This is a genomic window from Bacillus sp. URHA0034, assembly GCF_056280405.1.
This window is the reverse complement of record NZ_JBWCDK010000002.1, coordinates 2,181,538-2,197,526: the sequence shown is the minus strand read 5'-3', so window position 1 is coordinate 2,197,526 and position 15,989 is coordinate 2,181,538. Positions and strand designations below refer to the sequence as shown.

Sequence of the window (15,989 nt, the reverse complement as noted above, 5' to 3'; positions counted from 1 at the left end):
GAAAAAATTGTATTACTCGATTAAAATGTAAATTGGATCTTTTGGAAAATAAACAAGTATTTCACTGAAAGAGGTATAGACAGCAACATAGAAATTAATTTGAAAAAGATGTTATTAAAGAAAGTGATGGTTGATGATGAGAGTTATTGGCATTGATTTATCAGGGCCGAGTAACCATAAGGATACTGTTCTGTCTGTATTTGAAAAAGAAGGTAACCAGTTGAAATTTGTGAAATGGATTAGTAACATTAGCGACCAGGCGATCTTAAATGAGATTTTACTACAAAGTCAGCATGGGGAAGTCGTAATAGGCATAGATGCCCCATTATCCTACGAGGATGGAGGCGGGGACAGGCAAGGGGACCGTGAACTTAGAAAGTTTATTGTCGGATTAGGGATGAAGCCAGGATCAATTATGCCGCCTACTCTAAATAGAATGGTATATTTAACGCTAAGAGGAATTAAACTTACTAGGGAAATCGAGAATATTAGAACCCCTAACCCTGTCTCCATCGTTGAAGTACATCCCGGGGCTGTTATGGGTTCAAGGCTGTCTAAAAATGACTTTGAATTTGTGTTGAACTACAAACAAGATCTGTTATCACGCTTGTTTATTTGGGACTGGCTAGGTCAGCAAGATTTAGTAGGACTTCCTATCTTAAGTGGGGAACCAAGTCATTGGATTGATGCCTGTGCCACCGCATTAGGTGCTTGGCATTGGAAGGATCACTCGTTAAAACCGAGTTGGTTATTTAAAGCTGTGCCGCTGCTGCATCCGTACGATTATTGTTGTTAGTGTACGATGGATAGTAGTATCAGTTGGTCTTTGGCTGTCAAAAGGGGAACTGCTTGTCCTATTCGTAAGTTGCTATAAAATTTTATTTGAATCCAACACCTTCCTATTGACTTTTTTAACTGTAAATAATAAAATTACAGTATAGAAACTGGTAAATGAGTTAGCTCATTGTTTTTTTAAAAACTAAACTGTAATTTTTTTTATTACATTTAATTGTCGTTGAAATGTTCTTTTTCAGTAATAAATATTTAAAAGCTTAGTTTTATTTAACTGACATGGGGGTACCTACCTAATGGTGAGGAAGGTTTGGTCTCTTATGTATACCATAATATATAAGGAGTGTGTAAGCACATGGTGACTCTTTATTCAACACCAAGCTGTGGTTCTTGCCGAAAAGCGAAAGGGTGGCTTGAGGAACATCATATTGACTATATAGAAAGAAATATATTAGCTAATCCTCTTACCGTCGACGAAATTAAATCTATTCTTCGATTGACAGAAGATGGCACTAGTGAAATTATTTCAACCAATTCAAAGACCTTCCAGGAGTTAAATATAAATATTGAATCGCTTCCGCTCAATGAATTTTATAAATTAATCATGGAGCACCCAAAAATGTTACGCCGTCCAATTATATTGGACGAAAAAAGATTACAGGTTGGATATAACGAGGAGGAAATTCGCAGTTTTCTACCTCGCAAGCTTCGCACATTTTTGTATTCCGAAAGGGAAAATGTGGCGAATTAAAAATGTATTAATTTTAATGGAGGAAAACAGAGATGATTGAAGTATTCGTAACAGTTAATTATAAAAAAAGGAATTATCATACAAATGTTCTTGTGAAAAAAGAAATGGCATGGGATGAAATTAAAAGCATTGCAGAAGAACAAGTTAAAAAACAATGGGATATTTAACTTTTTAACTAGAAATGATCTGCTAGCCGGTTTCGAGCTATTACAGGATTATAGGATCCTTGACAGGATGATCTGTAATGTTTAGTATTACAGTACGTTAATAAAACAAAAGTGATTAGCAGTTTTTTACTTTTTAGGAGGGCAGGCCATGAATAGTGATTTTACACTTGCCATTCATAGTTTAACTTTTCTTGCGCTGCAGCCGGACCGGATGTCAACAAGTGATGCTATTTCAGAGAGTGCAGGTGTCCACCCCGTACGGATTCGTAAAGTGTTAAGTTTGTTAAAAAAACATGGATTTATAAAATCAAAAGAGGGAACGGGCGGCGGATTTATTTTTGCATTAGATCTAAGTGAAGTAAGTCTCTGGGATATCTATTTGATTACCTCTGAAGGTGCTCTGCAGCCTAAGTGTCCTGATTCAAATGAACGGTGTATAGTGGGCGCAAATATGCAAAGAGTCCTTTGTGCAATTTTCATCGGGGCTGAAAAACACCTGGGTGAATATCTAAAGGATTATACAATGAAGGAAGTTGTCGATCTAGTCAACCAGGAACAATAATCAGTTGCTGGTGTCTTATGATCGCATATTCCTTTTTAGTGAAATTGTAATGAAAAAAGTTACAGTTTGATTTATTAGGTATTCTTGAATGCTGTAATTAAAAATAGAAGCTTTTATTGTAGAGCTATTAACTGTCTATTTAAGACTAAAATATATAAGAAGGTGAAAAGAATGTTATTACAAACAGGTGATTGGATTAAGGGAACGTTACGGGATGGGGAATTGATCATTGGTTATATTGAATCATTGGATATTCCAGATGTTGCTAAGGTAAGTGTTGTTACCAGTGACAATCATGAAATCATTGGAAAGACCGTACCGATTTTGATTGAGCGGCTCAAGCGGCTGCCGGTTTCTAACGTATCCAACAAAGCACAGATCCTATTTCTAATCGACTTGGCCTTATCTACAGGGGACCAAGACTGGTTTAATGAGCTTTCTTCCAAGTTAAACGCAATGAATCAGCTTATAAGTCAATCATAAATGATTAAATAAAAAAACAAGCCAACAATGAAAGTTGGCTTTTATACATATTGAGATCGACCTGACAACATACCAAAAACCGTAAGAACGACAGAAACGATCGTCAGAGCAATAAGTGGCAGGGTCCACACATGGGTCATATCAAACAAATAGCCGATAAGCAATGGGCCTACTGCTGCCAGGATATAACCGGTTGATTGTGTCATTCCCGATAACTCTACAGCCCTGTTGGCGTTCCGCGAGCGAAGTCCAATATAACTAAGCGCCAATGGGAAATTCCCGCCTAGTGCAACCCCAATAAAGATAATGCTAATGATTAAGATGGGGTAGGATGTTCCCAATAGTAATCCAGTATAACCAATAATGGACAACAACCCTAATAGAAATGCAATCCATATCTGGGAACGATAACGTCCTGCGATGACAGGGATAAAGAAACTAGCGGGCAGCCCGACTAATTGAGTAATCGATAGCATCCAGCCGGCTGTCCCCATACTTAGTCCATGACTTTGGAGAATTTCAGGTAACCAGGAGATCGTTACATAAAATAGAAAGGATTGAAACCCCATAAAGATGGCAATTTGCCAGGCAAGAGGCGATCGCCACATTTCTTTGGAACTTGATGCAGCCTTTTTGACTTCTTTTTGATTCCCTTGATTAAACCTAACCAGATAGGCCCACAACAAGATGGCTATCACGGCTGGTATTCCCCATACAATGAGGGCCCCCTGCCATCCAAGATTCATATCTTCTGCGAGAGGAACACTCAATCCTGATGCTATTGATGCAACCAATCCCATTGAAGTAGAATAGACACTTGTCATGAGACCGAATTTCTCGGGGAACTTATCCTTTACCACAGCAGGTAAAAGGACGTTACCGATTGCAATTCCCACCCCAATAAAAAGAGTGCCTGTGAAAAGAAAAAACGTCATGGGGATAGACCGAATCACGATACCAATGACAAGCGAGATTAAGCCGAGTAATAACGTCATTTCATTAGAAAAACGGTTAGCCAGCTTTGGAACAATCGGTGACATTGCGGCAAAAACAAGTAATGGAAAACTCATTAATAAACCGGCACTCCAATGGGCAAGTCCAACATCCTCTTGGATCAAGCCCACTAAGGGACCTACTGATGTAATAGCTGGGCGCAGATTAAAGGCTACTAATACAATCCCAGTAACCAATAAAAATATATATGTCGATTTCATACGTGCAGTTGATTCATGTTGTAACTCCACTAATAATACTCCTCTCTAAAAACAAACCTAAATTAGTATATCATACTACATTTGAGATGGAGGTAAATGTTCGTTTTTAGTCTGCTAAATTCTTAAGAAAATCCTGATACTCCGGCCAGTTTACAATCCGAGGCATTGTTATATGCCGGTTATAGGATTGATCTTTCAGATAGACTTTTACGGTTTCTTCTGACAGAGTCTGTAAAATCTCTGGCTTGTCGTCAAAGTAAAAATCCAAGTGTAATTGCTTAATAATATTCACTTTTTCATGATCCTTCATTCCCCAGAAGAAGCGCTCATCATGAACAGGAAAGCCGTGATCCAATAACCATTTCTTCGTACGCTCACCATGCTCGTGGTAACGTGCCGTAATATAATAAATTTCATGTCCTTGCCTTTCTAGCTCCTGCAGCAGTTCCACCGCTCCGGGAAAAGCGGGACAATTAGTGTAGTAAATTTCCTCCAGTGTATTTTTCCACATCTTCGAGCCTTCTTCGGCTGTCATTCCAAATGGCTCATGAATCTCTACTTTTTTTAACGCGTTAAAAACTTCAAGTCCTATTTCCTGGCCTAGTTTCTTATTATAGATGTGGAAGGCATGCTCTCGTAAATTAATCAGCGTATCATCAATATCAAAACCAAATCTCATGTTAACCCCTCTTTCAAATTGCTTATTTTTATCTTTTAGAAAAATTCCTTTTCCCATTTCGATTGTTGTAGAGCTCTTTCATTGCCCGATGAGATGGCAATTACCCCAGTAACGGTAAATGAAGAGCCCGTTCATTGCCCGATGAGGTGGCGATTACCCCTGTTACGGTAAATGAAGTACCCTTTCATTGCCCGGAGAGGTGGCGATTACCCCTGTTACGGTAAATGAAGCACCCTTTCATTGCCCAGTGAGGTGGCGATTACCCCTGTTAGGTAAATGAAGCGCTCTTTCATTTCCCAGTGTGGTACAACATACCCCGGTAACGGTAAATGAACTGCTTTTTCATCTAAAAAAAATGGATGGTGACCAGCACCGTCCATTTTTTAATATATCGGATATCCCGTGAATTTAAAATCCCTGCCAATTGGTACAACATTTAGATTGGCTAACTCAACGGCATTACCCATTTCGGCAATTCCTGCTCCTTCTAAAAAGGTAGGAGCGGACTGCCCGCCTACAAGTTTTGGAGCCATGTATAGGACCACTTTATCAATTAACTGTTTTTCAAAAAGAGCCGCATTGATCGTACCGCCTGCTTCAATTAACACGGAGGATACAAGCTTTTCCCCAAGGGTATTCATTACCTCCGCCGGATCCACTTGACTTGAGCCGCTAGTTACAAAAACGGAGATGCCCAGTTCCTCTAACTGTTTCCGTTTTTCTACGTCATAATTTTCACTAGTAAAAACCCAAGTTTCTGCCTGCTGATCGGTTACTACCTTAGCACCCAAAGGAATTCTGAGCTTAGAATCCAATATCACCCGAATCGGATTTCGTCCATTTTGAATTCTTGAGGTTAGTTCAGGGTTGTCTTCCACCACTGTATTAACCCCGACAAGGATTGCCATATTTTCACTTCGCAGCTGATGAACATCACTCCGTGCAGCCTCAGCGGTAATCCACTTGCTGCTGGCTGTATGGGTAGCCGTTTTACCATCGAGAGTAGTGGCTGCTTTTAAGGTGACAAATGGTTTTTTCTCAATGATGAATTTATTAAATACTTCATTCATTTGACGGGATTCTTCCTCACAAACCCCTATTACGACTTCAATCCCGGCATCTTTAAGTATTTTTACTCCGTTACCTGCGACCACAGGATTCGGATCCAATGTCGCGATGACGACTTTCTTCACTCCAGCCTCGACTAGTGCTACGGCACAAGGACCTGTTCTCCCATGATGGGAACATGGCTCTAGAGTTACATAGATGGTCGCGCCTTTAGCGTGATCTCCTGCCATTCGAAGGGCATGGATTTCAGCATGTGGTTCGCCGGCTTTCATGTGAGCGCCGACCCCTAGGATTCGATTGTCATTGACAATCACAGCACCAACCAGTGGATTCGGATCGGTCTGACCTTTCATGGCTTGGGCATTCTTTAATGCCAATTGCATATAAAATTCATCATTCATAAAACCCATATCCTCCTGCCGTATCATCCTGTTTCTCAAAGCTTTTCCAAGCTACTCTAAATGTCCTGATTTATTAACTTTTGTCTTTAAGTATTTCTCATTGTACTCAGAAACATCACCCCATAATGGAGTTCTGCCGGAGAGCGGGGCACCTGCATTTTTTAAGGCTTTCAGCTTTTTCGGATTGTTTGTAATGAGTGTTACTGGCTTTGATCGTAATGCCTTTAATACTTCAATTGCATCATCATAGTTTCTAGTATCATCAGCAAAACCTAAACCTTCATTTGCCTCAACTGTATCATATCCATTTTCTTGAAGAATATAGGCCATTGCCTTGCTAAATAAACCGATTCCTCTGCCTTCGTGATTAGCTAGATAAAATAACGCGCCTGAACCATGCTCGACAATCATTTTCATCGACTGTCTCAGCTGGAAGCCGCAATCACAGCGTTTGCTGCCAAAGATATCGCCAGTGTGGCAGATGGAGTGCATCCGAATTAAGGCATCATCCCCGTATTCAAAATCGCCGTAAACGAGGACACTTGATTGTTGAAATTCTGCTAACTTAGCAGAAGATAAATGCTGGATGACTTGTTGAAAATCTTCGGTAACATGCTCGGTCTTTAACCAGCTGTACCATTTAAACTCAATCGTTTCCCCATATAAATTAACAGGCAGTTTAATTGGACCAACCAGATAGATGGCCTCATCGCCTTTTTTAATCAATTTTATTTTATCCTCTAATATAGAAAGGACGTCCGCCTTTAATTGAACTTGTTCCATAATCATTTCCCCAATCCCATGTTTTTATTGGTTTCTAAACACTTGTTGACAGTGCAGGAATTTTAAAATTGTCTTGAAAGGTTTGTTCTTTAATCAATTGCTGCCTTTGTAATTTCTCGGTATCAGCACGCCGGGAGTCTTCTAATTTTCTTAATTGTGCTGCACTCCAATCTTTTCGATCGAGTGCTTCCTCGATGACAGCTGCTAAAGCATCAGCATCTAAAAGGGCGCAATTGATTCCGAACGCACCTGTTGGGCTCATGGTATGAGCTGCATCCCCCATGATGACAACCCCGTCCTTCGCCCATATCGTTGAATGACTGCTTTGTACTTTTAATAAAATAAAGTCGTTCCATGACTGTATGTTCTGATGGACGGTTTCCGTTAGCTCTGGAAATGCCTCGATCACTTGCTCAATAAATGGGGCAAATGATTGCTTTTTCAATGTTGGATATGCGTCTTCATCAATGTTCCAGCCAATCTGAATAAATCCGCCTTCCTGGGTAAACAAGGCTAGCTGCTTGCCGCCGACTAGAGCATTTTTAATGGTTGGCTCCCATCCTTCAGGGCTCGGGATTTTCGCCCAAAGCAAGTCATACCCATGTTTAATGGTTGCAAAAGGTATTTCCGCAAGCCTTCTAACTGTCGAGAATCGGCCATCCGCGCCAACGACAATCTTAGTTTTTATGGTTACCTCTTGCTCGCCTTTTGTTGCGATAAGACCTGTTACATCTCCATTATTATTAAAGCTTATTTCAGTCACTTTTGTCCCCATTAAAAGCTTGTAATTCTGATAGGGTTCAGATTTGCGAATCAATACACTTAACAGATTTCTCTGTGGGACATGGATACCCACGTGTTCCTCACCTGCTGCTGGTATAACAGTTTTTATTACATGACCATGCTGCCAATATTCTACCCGTTCCATTAATAGCAGCCCAGCTTCTTGTACTTCATTATATAGATTATATTTTTTTAAAACACGTTCTCCGTCCTGATTGAGATGTTCGCCCCGAAATTCTTTGTCGATCCCTGTGTGACGTTCAAGAACGATGGTTGATATACCTTTTTCCGCAAGCAAATATCCTAGTAATGCACCGCCTGGACCACCACCGACAATACAAACATCTGCTTCATAATTCATGTTTAAGGACCACCTTATTTAGTGTCGTATAGATTCTATTTATATCAACTTATCGGTAATGTAAAAAGAAAAGAGCAATCGAACCAGAATTATAATGGTAATAATGTTACTTCCTTCGGCTTAATAACTCACTTACTTTATGTAACTTATTATATTTTTGAAATTAAGTTATGTCAAATAATTTTATAATGTATTGTAATTATATTGTGATTTGTAATATGATAATAATGAATAGGAGGGGAAACCATGAATCAACCTGAAATTTGTCCTCGATTCGAAAAAGCCATGGTGATGATGAGCCAGCGCTGGACAGGTCTAGTGATTTATCAGCTGCTAACAGGGTCGAAACGCTTTTGTTCACTAGAAGCTTCTATGGGAATTAGTGGAAGGGTTCTTTCGGAGCGTCTAAAGGATTTAGAAAATCAAGGAATCGTTAAACGCGAGGTGTTCCCTGAGACACCAGTACGTATAGAATATTCCCTAACCGATAAAGGACTAGCCTTGGAACCCATCATTAGAGAAATTGAGAAATGGTCACAAGCCTGGCTTCCAGTTGAATCGGAACAATAAAACAAACAGCAGCTTTCGGATGGTGTAAAATGCCATCCGTTTTTTTATTTACATAAAAAGTGATTTGCGATTAGGACAGAATCGTCAGGAAGATGACTCGGCTAGTCCAAATACAGGGTTGATTCCGACTGGATTGTCAAGAAGATGAGGGGGGCAAGTCCGAATCCGAGTCTGATTCGGACAGAAGAGTTGCGAAGAGAGGAGGTCCTGTCCGAATGCAGGAGGGATTCCGACAGGATCAACAAGGTATCCCTAAAAGCTATCGAATCATTCTTTTCAAATCGTGATTACAACCTTCCCCTGCGCATGCCCTTCATCAAAATACCTAAAGGCATCCCTTATTTCACTCAACTTATAACATCTATCAATAACTGGTTTTACCTGGCCGGCTTCAACCAGTTCTTTCATAAAAATCAGATCCTGTTCGTTAGCCCTTTGCAAAAAGCTGCCCATCTTTTTACTCCCGGTCATAGAAATCCATCGTCCCAAGACCATTGCTTGAAACATTTGAGAGCCGGAACCACCGACATGAACAAAAATACCGTTAGGCGTTAAAGCACGCTTATAATCTGATAGAGGGAGACCTCCGTTAACACCAAGAATCAGGTCATAACGCTCCCCCTTTTCAGTAATGTTTTCCTTTGTATAATCAAGACAATAGTCTGCCCCAATTGACTCCAGAATATCTAAATTTCTCGTACTGCACACACCCGTTACCTCAGCACCGAGTGCTTTCGCAATCTGTACAGCAAACGTTCCGACACCACCAGAGGCACCATTTATCAGTACCTTCTGTCCGGGCTGAAGTTTTCCTTTATCCCGCAGACCCTGCAACGCTGTGACTCCCGCCATTGGGACCGCAGCAGCCTCTTCAAAGGACAAATTGGCCGGTTTTAATGCTATTGCATTTTCAGGAACAGATACATATTCGGCAAAACCAGCCCACCCGCATCCGGATAGGTCACCAAACACCTCATCTCCTGGTTGAAACTGCTTTACATCTTTACCAACAGCTTCAACCTGACCTGCAATATCACCTCCAGGAATAGTGTATTTAGGTTTCAATAGACCAAAGGCAAAGCGCGCTAAGAACGGTTCTCCTTTTAAGAGGACCAAGTTTCCATAATTCAGGGATGCTGCATGGATTTTTACTAGTACTTGATTATCCTTAGGCTCAGGTTTTTCCACATCTTGTAATTGAAGAACATCTGGCGGACCATATCTGTCATAAACGATCGCTTTCATCATTTCTCCTCCTAAATTCATAGGAATTTTTAACTGAACTCTTCAATACCTAATAACTATCGTTAAAGGAACGATAAAAGAACTACAATTAGATTTTTCCATAGTTGTAAGGAGGTAGGGGGAGAAACGCAGCGAATTAATAAGTTATCCTATATTGTGAGTTAAATAAGTACTAAAGGGATTACAAGTATAAATCACTCTTAAAAGTACAATGATTAAAAATATGAAAAAGAAAATGAGGGATGATAGGTTGAGGAATCTTACAAAATTTAATATAAAAACACCAGCAAATGAAGTATATGAGGCCTTCGTAGATCCAGCTAAAATCGGGAATTTCTGGTTCTCTTCGAGTTCAGAGAGATGGGAACAAGGTAAGACCATTACTGTGAGGTATAAAGAGTACAATGCCCAATTAGAAATCGAAGTGTTGGAAACCCAAACCAACAAGAAAATTGTGTTCCAGTGGGGCGCAAATGGAGAGGGGCACGTCGTCACTATAACTTTAAAAGAGGTGGAGCCATCTAATACCATCATTGAAATTGTTGAAGATGGTTTCAATGAAAACGATGCCGATTCTGTAAATCAACTGTTAGATAATAAAGAAGGCTGGGTCTTTATGTTAAGCTGTTTAAAAGGGTACCTGGAATTTGGTGTGACTGATTTAAGAGGCGGGTTAGTGAAAGATTAACTTAGTGATAGTAGAAGGAGAAGCCTTGAACAAGGTTTCCTTTCTTTATTTATCCCAGCTCTTATTCTCCAAACCCGAAACTACCCGGATATTTCTTTGGAGTGCCCTTCTATAGTAGAGTGGGGCTCTTTTTAATAGGACTAATTTTTAAACAAAAACTTGAAATAGAAAAATTATTTGATAGTGTAATAAACAGAAGTACCCCGAGGAGGTTAACAGCGGAAATGGATACAAAATCGATGATCATCGACGTCTCAACAACTCTTTTCCAACAAAAAGGGTATATAGGTGTAGGTTTAAACGAAATATTAAAAGCGTGTAACATCTCAAAGGGTTCCCTCTATCACCATTTTCCAAATGGAAAAGAAGAATTACTTATTGCCTGTCTGCAGTCAATGAGTGAGTTGATTACGACAGACATTGAGGATATTTTCAACAGATATCAAACTACCCAAGAAGCCACACAGGCAATGATTGAAAAATTAATTGCTAACTATGATCGTGAAGGTACCATTGCTGGTTACACCTTTACCAGTATCGTTAGTGAAATGGCATCATTAAGTGAACCAGTCCGAAATGCCTGTTCTTACTTATACATAAAGATGCAAGGAATTTATTCGGATAAGTTAGCAGCGGATGGTCTATCAAAAGAAACAGCTGATTCAATTGCGCTTATGATGACGGCTTCAATCGAAGGTGGAATAATGCTCTGCCTTACTCAAAAGACAAGCCACCCATTAAATGTTATTTTGCAATTATTACCTACTCTCATGAAGGAATACCAATAAAGCCTGTTTTATGTCGTTATTTTTAATAAACCAATACCTACAGGTTATTTTTACATAACTTGTAGGTATTGGTTTATTTTCGAGGTGAAATATTTGTATTGTCCTAACTATTCTTTAAAGCCGATAACACGAATCCTTTTATAATCCCCAATCCAGCTGCCGTCTCTATATAGAACCTCTTTTAAATTGTTTTCCACCTTTGCTATTATGCCGGCTTTTTTACTTTCAGGAACACCTGCTAACATGCCGCTGCAGAACATATCGATCCAGTTTTTAATTGCGGATTCTCCCTCCAATGGAGTTGGCCGGTCTAAGTGTTGTGCAAAAGTTACTCTGAACCCTGCTTGTTCCATTAAGGACGAGTATTCAGCGATACTCGGAAAAAACCAAGGGAATTGTTCCATGTTAAAGGTGAAACCTTCTGCCTCAATTTGACGAATCAATTCATCCGATATAGCCTGAACATTACCCTTACCTCCAAATTCAGCCACAAATCTACCGCCTTGTTTTAAGCCATTATAAATACATGTTAGTACTGGCTTTGGTTGTTTAATCCAATGGAGTGCAGCGTTAGAAAATACAGCATCAAATTCATGTTGGAATTTTAACTCTGCTGCATCTTGAACGAGGAACTTAATGGTTGGATATTTACCTCTTGCTTGTTCAATCATTTTGTCAGATTGGTCGACCCCAATAATCTCTGAACCATAATCAGATAATTGCTTTGCTAAATCTCCCGTTCCACAGCCAAGGTCAAGGATTTTTTCCCCTTGTTGAGGAGCTAATAATTCAATTAAACTTTCCCCATACATCGATACAAACGAATGTTTCGAGTCGTATAAATTGGCATTCCAAGTGTCCATTATTTTTTCCATCTTGCAACAGCTCCTCTTTTGTAAGAAATTTTAAAATAAACTGTATACTCTTATTGATTCGATTATAATGGAGGGGTTAAAGAATGGATATTAACAAAAAATATAGAATTTAATAACAAACTGTTATTGGAATAGGGGGGATCTACGATGGATATAAAGTGGTTAAGAACCTTTATTATTTGTGCCAGGTATGAAAATTTTAGAGAAGCTTCTGAAGAGCTTTTTCTGACTCAGCCTGCTGTTACTAAACATATTAAAAGGCTGGAGGAGAACCTTAACATTCTTTTATTTGAACGAGTGGGTAATAAAGTGGTTCTCACGCCAGCTGGCTATAAGTTTTTATCCTATGCGAGGGAATTAATTAATAATTACGAGCAGGGGATGAACGACTTTGAATCGTGGAAACAGGGGTATAATCGGAAGCTGATTATTGCGGCAGCCCCACAAATTGCCTCATCTTTTCTGCCCGCTTTATTACGAAAATTTACTGATGAAAATCCGAATATCGAAGTGATTATCAATGTCCTCAATTCATATGAGATTGGCAAGGAAATCAGCGCTGGAAGGGCAGACCTTGGGTTAAGCAGAATCGTGCCTATTCAAACCAATATTAAAATAGAGACAGTCCACAAAGAATCGGTCATCTTAGTTGGGCCAAGCGAATCCTCTTTAGATGAACAAAACGTGCTTCATACATATAGATTGATAACCCACAACCATCCAGATTATTGGGATTCGCTTTTGGACGTGATTAAGAGGCATTATCCGACGGTCAAAACCATGAAAGTTAATCAAGTGGAGGTAACCAAACGGTTTATTGAGGCAGGACTGGGTGTTTCCTATTTACCGCTTACAGTGGTTAAGGAAGAAATCGCTCTGAAGAAGTTAGTAAAAATAACGCCAGATCAAATTTTTCCTCCAACTTCTTCAACCTATTTACTAACAAAAGTAGAGACGGAGGAAGTGTTTATTTTTACTCGATTCTTAAAAAATGCAATTTTAACATACTAGTTTTTAGAAACACAAAGCACCGCAGAAGTGCGGTGCCATAAGTAACTATTATATGGTTATTCTTGGTCGAGTTCTGCTGTTAGCGATGTACCGGCAGGTCTCTCACCATTCTGTAAATCAGCAATAGTCAGGCCGAAGTTCATTTCTAAATGGGGGTAATCTTTAAAACCCTTCCAGTCGCCGCCCCATTCAAATCCTAAAGCCTTTGCCATTTGAACCACTTCAGTCCAGTCTGCTAAACCATTTTCATTTCGATCATATTCCCTATCCCAAACTACATCACCTGAAGGAGTCTCTAAGGCAAAGTCAATGGCAAGCCCAAAATTGTGATAGGACTCTCCTCCTTTGGCATTTGTAACAATATTTCCCCCGGTCGTACGGCCTTGTTCATATAGTCTGTCCTGATCAGCCGCACTTCGGAAGCCATCCGTAATGACAATTTCAATTCCCTTTTTGGCGGCCTGTTGGATTAATTGATCGCTCCGTTCTTTTACAACCGGATTGAGTTCTGTAGGTAATGGTACTGACTGATTTTTTTTCAAGTGTGTTGAGGATTTAGAATCCAAATAGAATAGGATGAAGACCAGAACTAGAGTTATAGTAAACAATACACTTCCTATCCGTTTTAGCTTCAAAATGACTAGTCCTTTCGAAAAGTTATTTCATTATAATAAGACGCAAATTCTTTAGTTGTTGTATCGAATATATCGATTAACTTTTACTATACCGTCGGTTCCTTTATTATATCTTAAAAAGTTTTAGAAAAAGTAATTTAAAGTGGAATTATGCGGAAATATGCTAAATTTGCACGAAAAATGTCGGATTTACGTGGAATTAATTAACAATATCCTCGAAAAAAATCAAATTCTCGTGAAATTGGGTGGAGTTCCAGAAAAGAGAACCTTCATGGAGGTACATATGAAATGAAGTCTAGTATGAAAAGGAGTATAATAGACGCTATAAAATTATAGGCATTATTGAGAAAAAGGGCGTGAATTTGATTTTGCTTTCATCAGGAGATTCACTTTTTAGAGAGCCAGCTTTTCGGAACTATTGGGTATCGAGAATTTTAGCATCAACCTCATTCCAAATGCTGTCCGTTGCGATCGGATGGCAAATGTATGATTTGACGCATGACGCTTTCAGTTTAGGGCTAGTGGGTCTTGCTCAGTTCATTCCGATGGTACTACTAACATTTGTTGTTGGTCAGGTTGCAGACAACTATGACCGTCGAAAAATTGTTTTTATCTGCCTCATTATTGAAGCTTTTATAGCTGGATTGCTTCTATATGGAAATATTGGCGGCTGGCTCGGGCGTGAAGCGATATTGGTGGCAGCTGCAATTCTTGGAGCTTGCCGTGCATTTGAAGGTCCCACCTCAGCTGCGTTATTGCCGCAATTGGTACCAAAAAAGATTCTGCAGCAAGCCATTTCATTAAGTACTACGGCAGGGCAGACATCCCAAATCTTAGGCCCGATGATAGGCGGTTTACTATTTTCATTAGGGGCTTCCTTTGTTTACAGTACGGCAACAGTCGCGTTGCTTGTCGGAGCTATTCTTACATATATGATTCGTGCTGAACATGAATTCGTCCGAAAATCAGAACCGGTATCATTACGGTCCATATTCTTAGGATTGGAATTTATCTATCGTCATCCCGTAATCTTAGGGACTATCTCGCTTGATTTGTTTGCCGTCCTGCTTGGCGGGGCTACCGCACTTTTACCGATTTATGCACAGGATATTCTACATACAGGTCCATGGGGATTGGGATTAATGCGGACTGCTCCGGCAGTAGGTGCGTTATTAGTCTCGCTTGTCCTTGCCTATTATCCGCTTAAAAACAATATCGGATTAAAGCTGTTTGGAGCACTTGCTGTGTTTGGCTTGGCGACGATGCTTTTCGCCCTTTCAAGCAGCTTAATTGTTTCGTTGGTGGCGTTATTGCTTATTGGTGGTTCGGATGTCATCAGTGTGGTCATAAGATCCTCACTGGTACAGCTGCAAACGCCAGATGAAATGCGCGGCCGCGTGAATGCGGTAAACTCGCTATTTATTGGGACTTCTAATCAGCTGGGTGAGTTTGAATCAGGAACACTAGCTGGTCTTATTGGAACAGTTCCTGCTGCTTTTATTGGTGGAGTTGGAACGATCATTGTTGCAGGATTATGGATGTATTTGTTCCCTTCGTTGAGAAAGATTCGATCATTATCGGAGAGTTAACACTGTGGGAGAGATTGGATATTTATAACGGTTTCCTTTTTATCTCCACATTAGACAGATTAACTGATTGCATCGCATTTGCGGTGCTTTTTGTTTAAGTACTAAAATGATGGGCTGTCAATTGGATATTTATTTTCTAATTTTAGGAAGAGAATTCATTCAAAGGGATCTTCATTTACCGTAATAGGGCAAAATTCACCTCATCGGGCAATGGAAAGAGGCTTCATTTACCGTAACGGGGCAAAATTCACCTCACCCGAGCAATGAAAGGGATCTCCATTTACCGTAACAGGGCAAAATTCACCTCATCGGGCAATGAAAGGGATCTTCATTTACCGTAACAGGGCAAACATCACCTCACGGGGCAATGAAAGGGATCTTCATTTACCGTAACAGGGCAAAATTCACCTCAACCGGGCAATGAAAGGGATCTTCATTTACCGTTCATTTACCGTAACGGGGCAAAATTTCACCTCATCGGGGAATGAAAGAGTGCTTCATTTACCGTAACAGGGCAAAATTCACCTCACCGGGCAATGAAGAA

The 15,989-nt window shown here is 39.9% G+C and carries 19 protein-coding genes; 10 read left to right on the top strand and 9 right to left on the bottom strand.

The window, feature by feature from the left end; translation table 11 throughout:
• The first annotated feature begins 133 nt into the window (after positions 1–133).
• From ACZ9EE_RS12575 to ACZ9EE_RS12555, 5 genes are all read left to right on the top strand, one after another.
• Positions 134–796, top strand: a complete 663-nt coding sequence (locus tag ACZ9EE_RS12575; protein ID WP_476027554.1) for a DUF429 domain-containing protein — start codon at positions 134–136, stop codon at positions 794–796.
• A gap of 351 nt (positions 797–1,147) precedes the next feature.
• Positions 1,148–1,543: a transcriptional regulator SpxA gene (gene spxA / locus ACZ9EE_RS12570; RefSeq protein WP_476027552.1), complete on the top strand. Its 396-nt coding sequence runs from the start codon at positions 1,148–1,150 to the stop codon at positions 1,541–1,543.
• Positions 1,544–1,575: 32 nt separating this feature from the next.
• Positions 1,576–1,710 carry a BA3454 family stress response protein gene (locus tag ACZ9EE_RS12565; RefSeq protein WP_476027550.1) on the top strand — a complete coding sequence of 45 codons (135 nt, stop codon included), beginning with the start codon at positions 1,576–1,578 and terminating at the stop codon, positions 1,708–1,710.
• Positions 1,711–1,858: 148 nt separating this feature from the next.
• Positions 1,859–2,272: an RrF2 family transcriptional regulator gene (locus ACZ9EE_RS12560; RefSeq protein WP_476027548.1), complete on the top strand. Its 414-nt coding sequence runs from the start codon at positions 1,859–1,861 to the stop codon at positions 2,270–2,272.
• 171 nt (positions 2,273–2,443) lie between these two features.
• Positions 2,444–2,755 carry an IDEAL domain-containing protein gene (locus ACZ9EE_RS12555; protein WP_476027546.1) on the top strand — a complete coding sequence of 104 codons (312 nt, stop codon included), beginning with the start codon at positions 2,444–2,446 and terminating at the stop codon, positions 2,753–2,755.
• 41 nt (positions 2,756–2,796) lie between these two features.
• Here ACZ9EE_RS12555 and ACZ9EE_RS12550 read toward each other — a convergent pair whose 3' ends face one another.
• From ACZ9EE_RS12550 to ACZ9EE_RS12525, 6 genes are all read right to left on the bottom strand, one after another.
• A complete protein-coding gene (locus ACZ9EE_RS12550; protein WP_476027544.1) occupies positions 2,797–3,999 on the bottom strand; it encodes a CynX/NimT family MFS transporter in 1,203 nt (400 codons plus the stop codon).
• A gap of 76 nt (positions 4,000–4,075) precedes the next feature.
• Positions 4,076–4,705: a 5' nucleotidase, NT5C type gene (locus ACZ9EE_RS12545; RefSeq protein WP_476027542.1), complete on the bottom strand. Its 630-nt coding sequence runs from the start codon at positions 4,703–4,705 to the stop codon at positions 4,076–4,078.
• 158 nt (positions 4,706–4,863) lie between these two features.
• A complete protein-coding gene (locus ACZ9EE_RS12540) occupies positions 4,864–5,028 on the bottom strand; it encodes a hypothetical protein (RefSeq protein ID WP_476027540.1) in 165 nt (54 codons plus the stop codon).
• A 3-nt stretch (positions 5,029–5,031) separates the two neighbouring features.
• A complete protein-coding gene (gene ribD / locus ACZ9EE_RS12535; protein WP_476027538.1) occupies positions 5,032–6,117 on the bottom strand; it encodes a bifunctional diaminohydroxyphosphoribosylaminopyrimidine deaminase/5-amino-6-(5-phosphoribosylamino)uracil reductase RibD in 1,086 nt (361 codons plus the stop codon).
• Positions 6,118–6,168: 51 nt separating this feature from the next.
• Positions 6,169–6,900 (bottom strand): GTP cyclohydrolase II, encoded by a 732-nt coding sequence (locus ACZ9EE_RS12530; protein ID WP_476027536.1) that lies wholly within the window; start codon positions 6,898–6,900, stop codon positions 6,169–6,171.
• Between the two features lie 34 nt (positions 6,901–6,934).
• Positions 6,935–8,044, bottom strand: coding sequence for an FAD-dependent monooxygenase (locus ACZ9EE_RS12525; RefSeq protein WP_476027534.1), 1,110 nt, complete (start codon positions 8,042–8,044; stop codon positions 6,935–6,937).
• 246 nt (positions 8,045–8,290) lie between these two features.
• Between ACZ9EE_RS12525 and ACZ9EE_RS12520 the strand changes: the two genes are divergently transcribed.
• Positions 8,291–8,614, top strand: coding sequence for a winged helix-turn-helix transcriptional regulator (locus tag ACZ9EE_RS12520; RefSeq protein ID WP_476027532.1), 324 nt, complete (start codon positions 8,291–8,293; stop codon positions 8,612–8,614).
• 276 nt (positions 8,615–8,890) lie between these two features.
• On the opposite strand, the gene ACZ9EE_RS12515 is transcribed toward ACZ9EE_RS12520, so the two are convergent.
• The gene (locus tag ACZ9EE_RS12515) at positions 8,891–9,859 is read right to left on the bottom strand and encodes an NAD(P)-dependent alcohol dehydrogenase (protein ID WP_476032941.1); all 969 of its coding nucleotides are present in this window, start codon (positions 9,857–9,859) and stop codon (positions 8,891–8,893) included.
• Between the two features lie 250 nt (positions 9,860–10,109).
• On the opposite strand from ACZ9EE_RS12515, the gene ACZ9EE_RS12510 reads away from it, so the two are divergent.
• The gene (locus ACZ9EE_RS12510) at positions 10,110–10,547 is read left to right on the top strand and encodes an SRPBCC family protein (RefSeq protein WP_476027530.1); all 438 of its coding nucleotides are present in this window, start codon (positions 10,110–10,112) and stop codon (positions 10,545–10,547) included.
• A gap of 224 nt (positions 10,548–10,771) precedes the next feature.
• Positions 10,772–11,335, top strand: a complete 564-nt coding sequence (locus tag ACZ9EE_RS12505; RefSeq protein WP_476027528.1) for a TetR/AcrR family transcriptional regulator — start codon at positions 10,772–10,774, stop codon at positions 11,333–11,335.
• A gap of 107 nt (positions 11,336–11,442) precedes the next feature.
• On the opposite strand, the gene ACZ9EE_RS12500 is transcribed toward ACZ9EE_RS12505, so the two are convergent.
• The gene (locus ACZ9EE_RS12500) at positions 11,443–12,210 is read right to left on the bottom strand and encodes a class I SAM-dependent methyltransferase (protein WP_476027526.1); all 768 of its coding nucleotides are present in this window, start codon (positions 12,208–12,210) and stop codon (positions 11,443–11,445) included.
• Positions 12,211–12,357: 147 nt separating this feature from the next.
• Here ACZ9EE_RS12500 and ACZ9EE_RS12495 point away from each other — a divergent pair, with 147 nt between their 5' ends.
• On the top strand, positions 12,358–13,221 hold the full coding sequence (locus ACZ9EE_RS12495) for a LysR family transcriptional regulator (RefSeq protein WP_476027524.1): 864 nt from the start codon (positions 12,358–12,360) through the stop codon (positions 13,219–13,221).
• A 56-nt stretch (positions 13,222–13,277) separates the two neighbouring features.
• On the opposite strand, the gene ACZ9EE_RS12490 is transcribed toward ACZ9EE_RS12495, so the two are convergent.
• Complete coding sequence (locus ACZ9EE_RS12490) at positions 13,278–13,799, bottom strand: M15 family metallopeptidase (protein ID WP_476032940.1); 522 nt, start codon at positions 13,797–13,799, stop codon at positions 13,278–13,280.
• A 413-nt stretch (positions 13,800–14,212) separates the two neighbouring features.
• Here ACZ9EE_RS12490 and ACZ9EE_RS12485 point away from each other — a divergent pair, with 413 nt between their 5' ends.
• Positions 14,213–15,445: an MFS transporter gene (locus tag ACZ9EE_RS12485; protein WP_476027522.1), complete on the top strand. Its 1,233-nt coding sequence runs from the start codon at positions 14,213–14,215 to the stop codon at positions 15,443–15,445.
• Positions 15,446–15,989 lie beyond the last annotated feature (544 nt).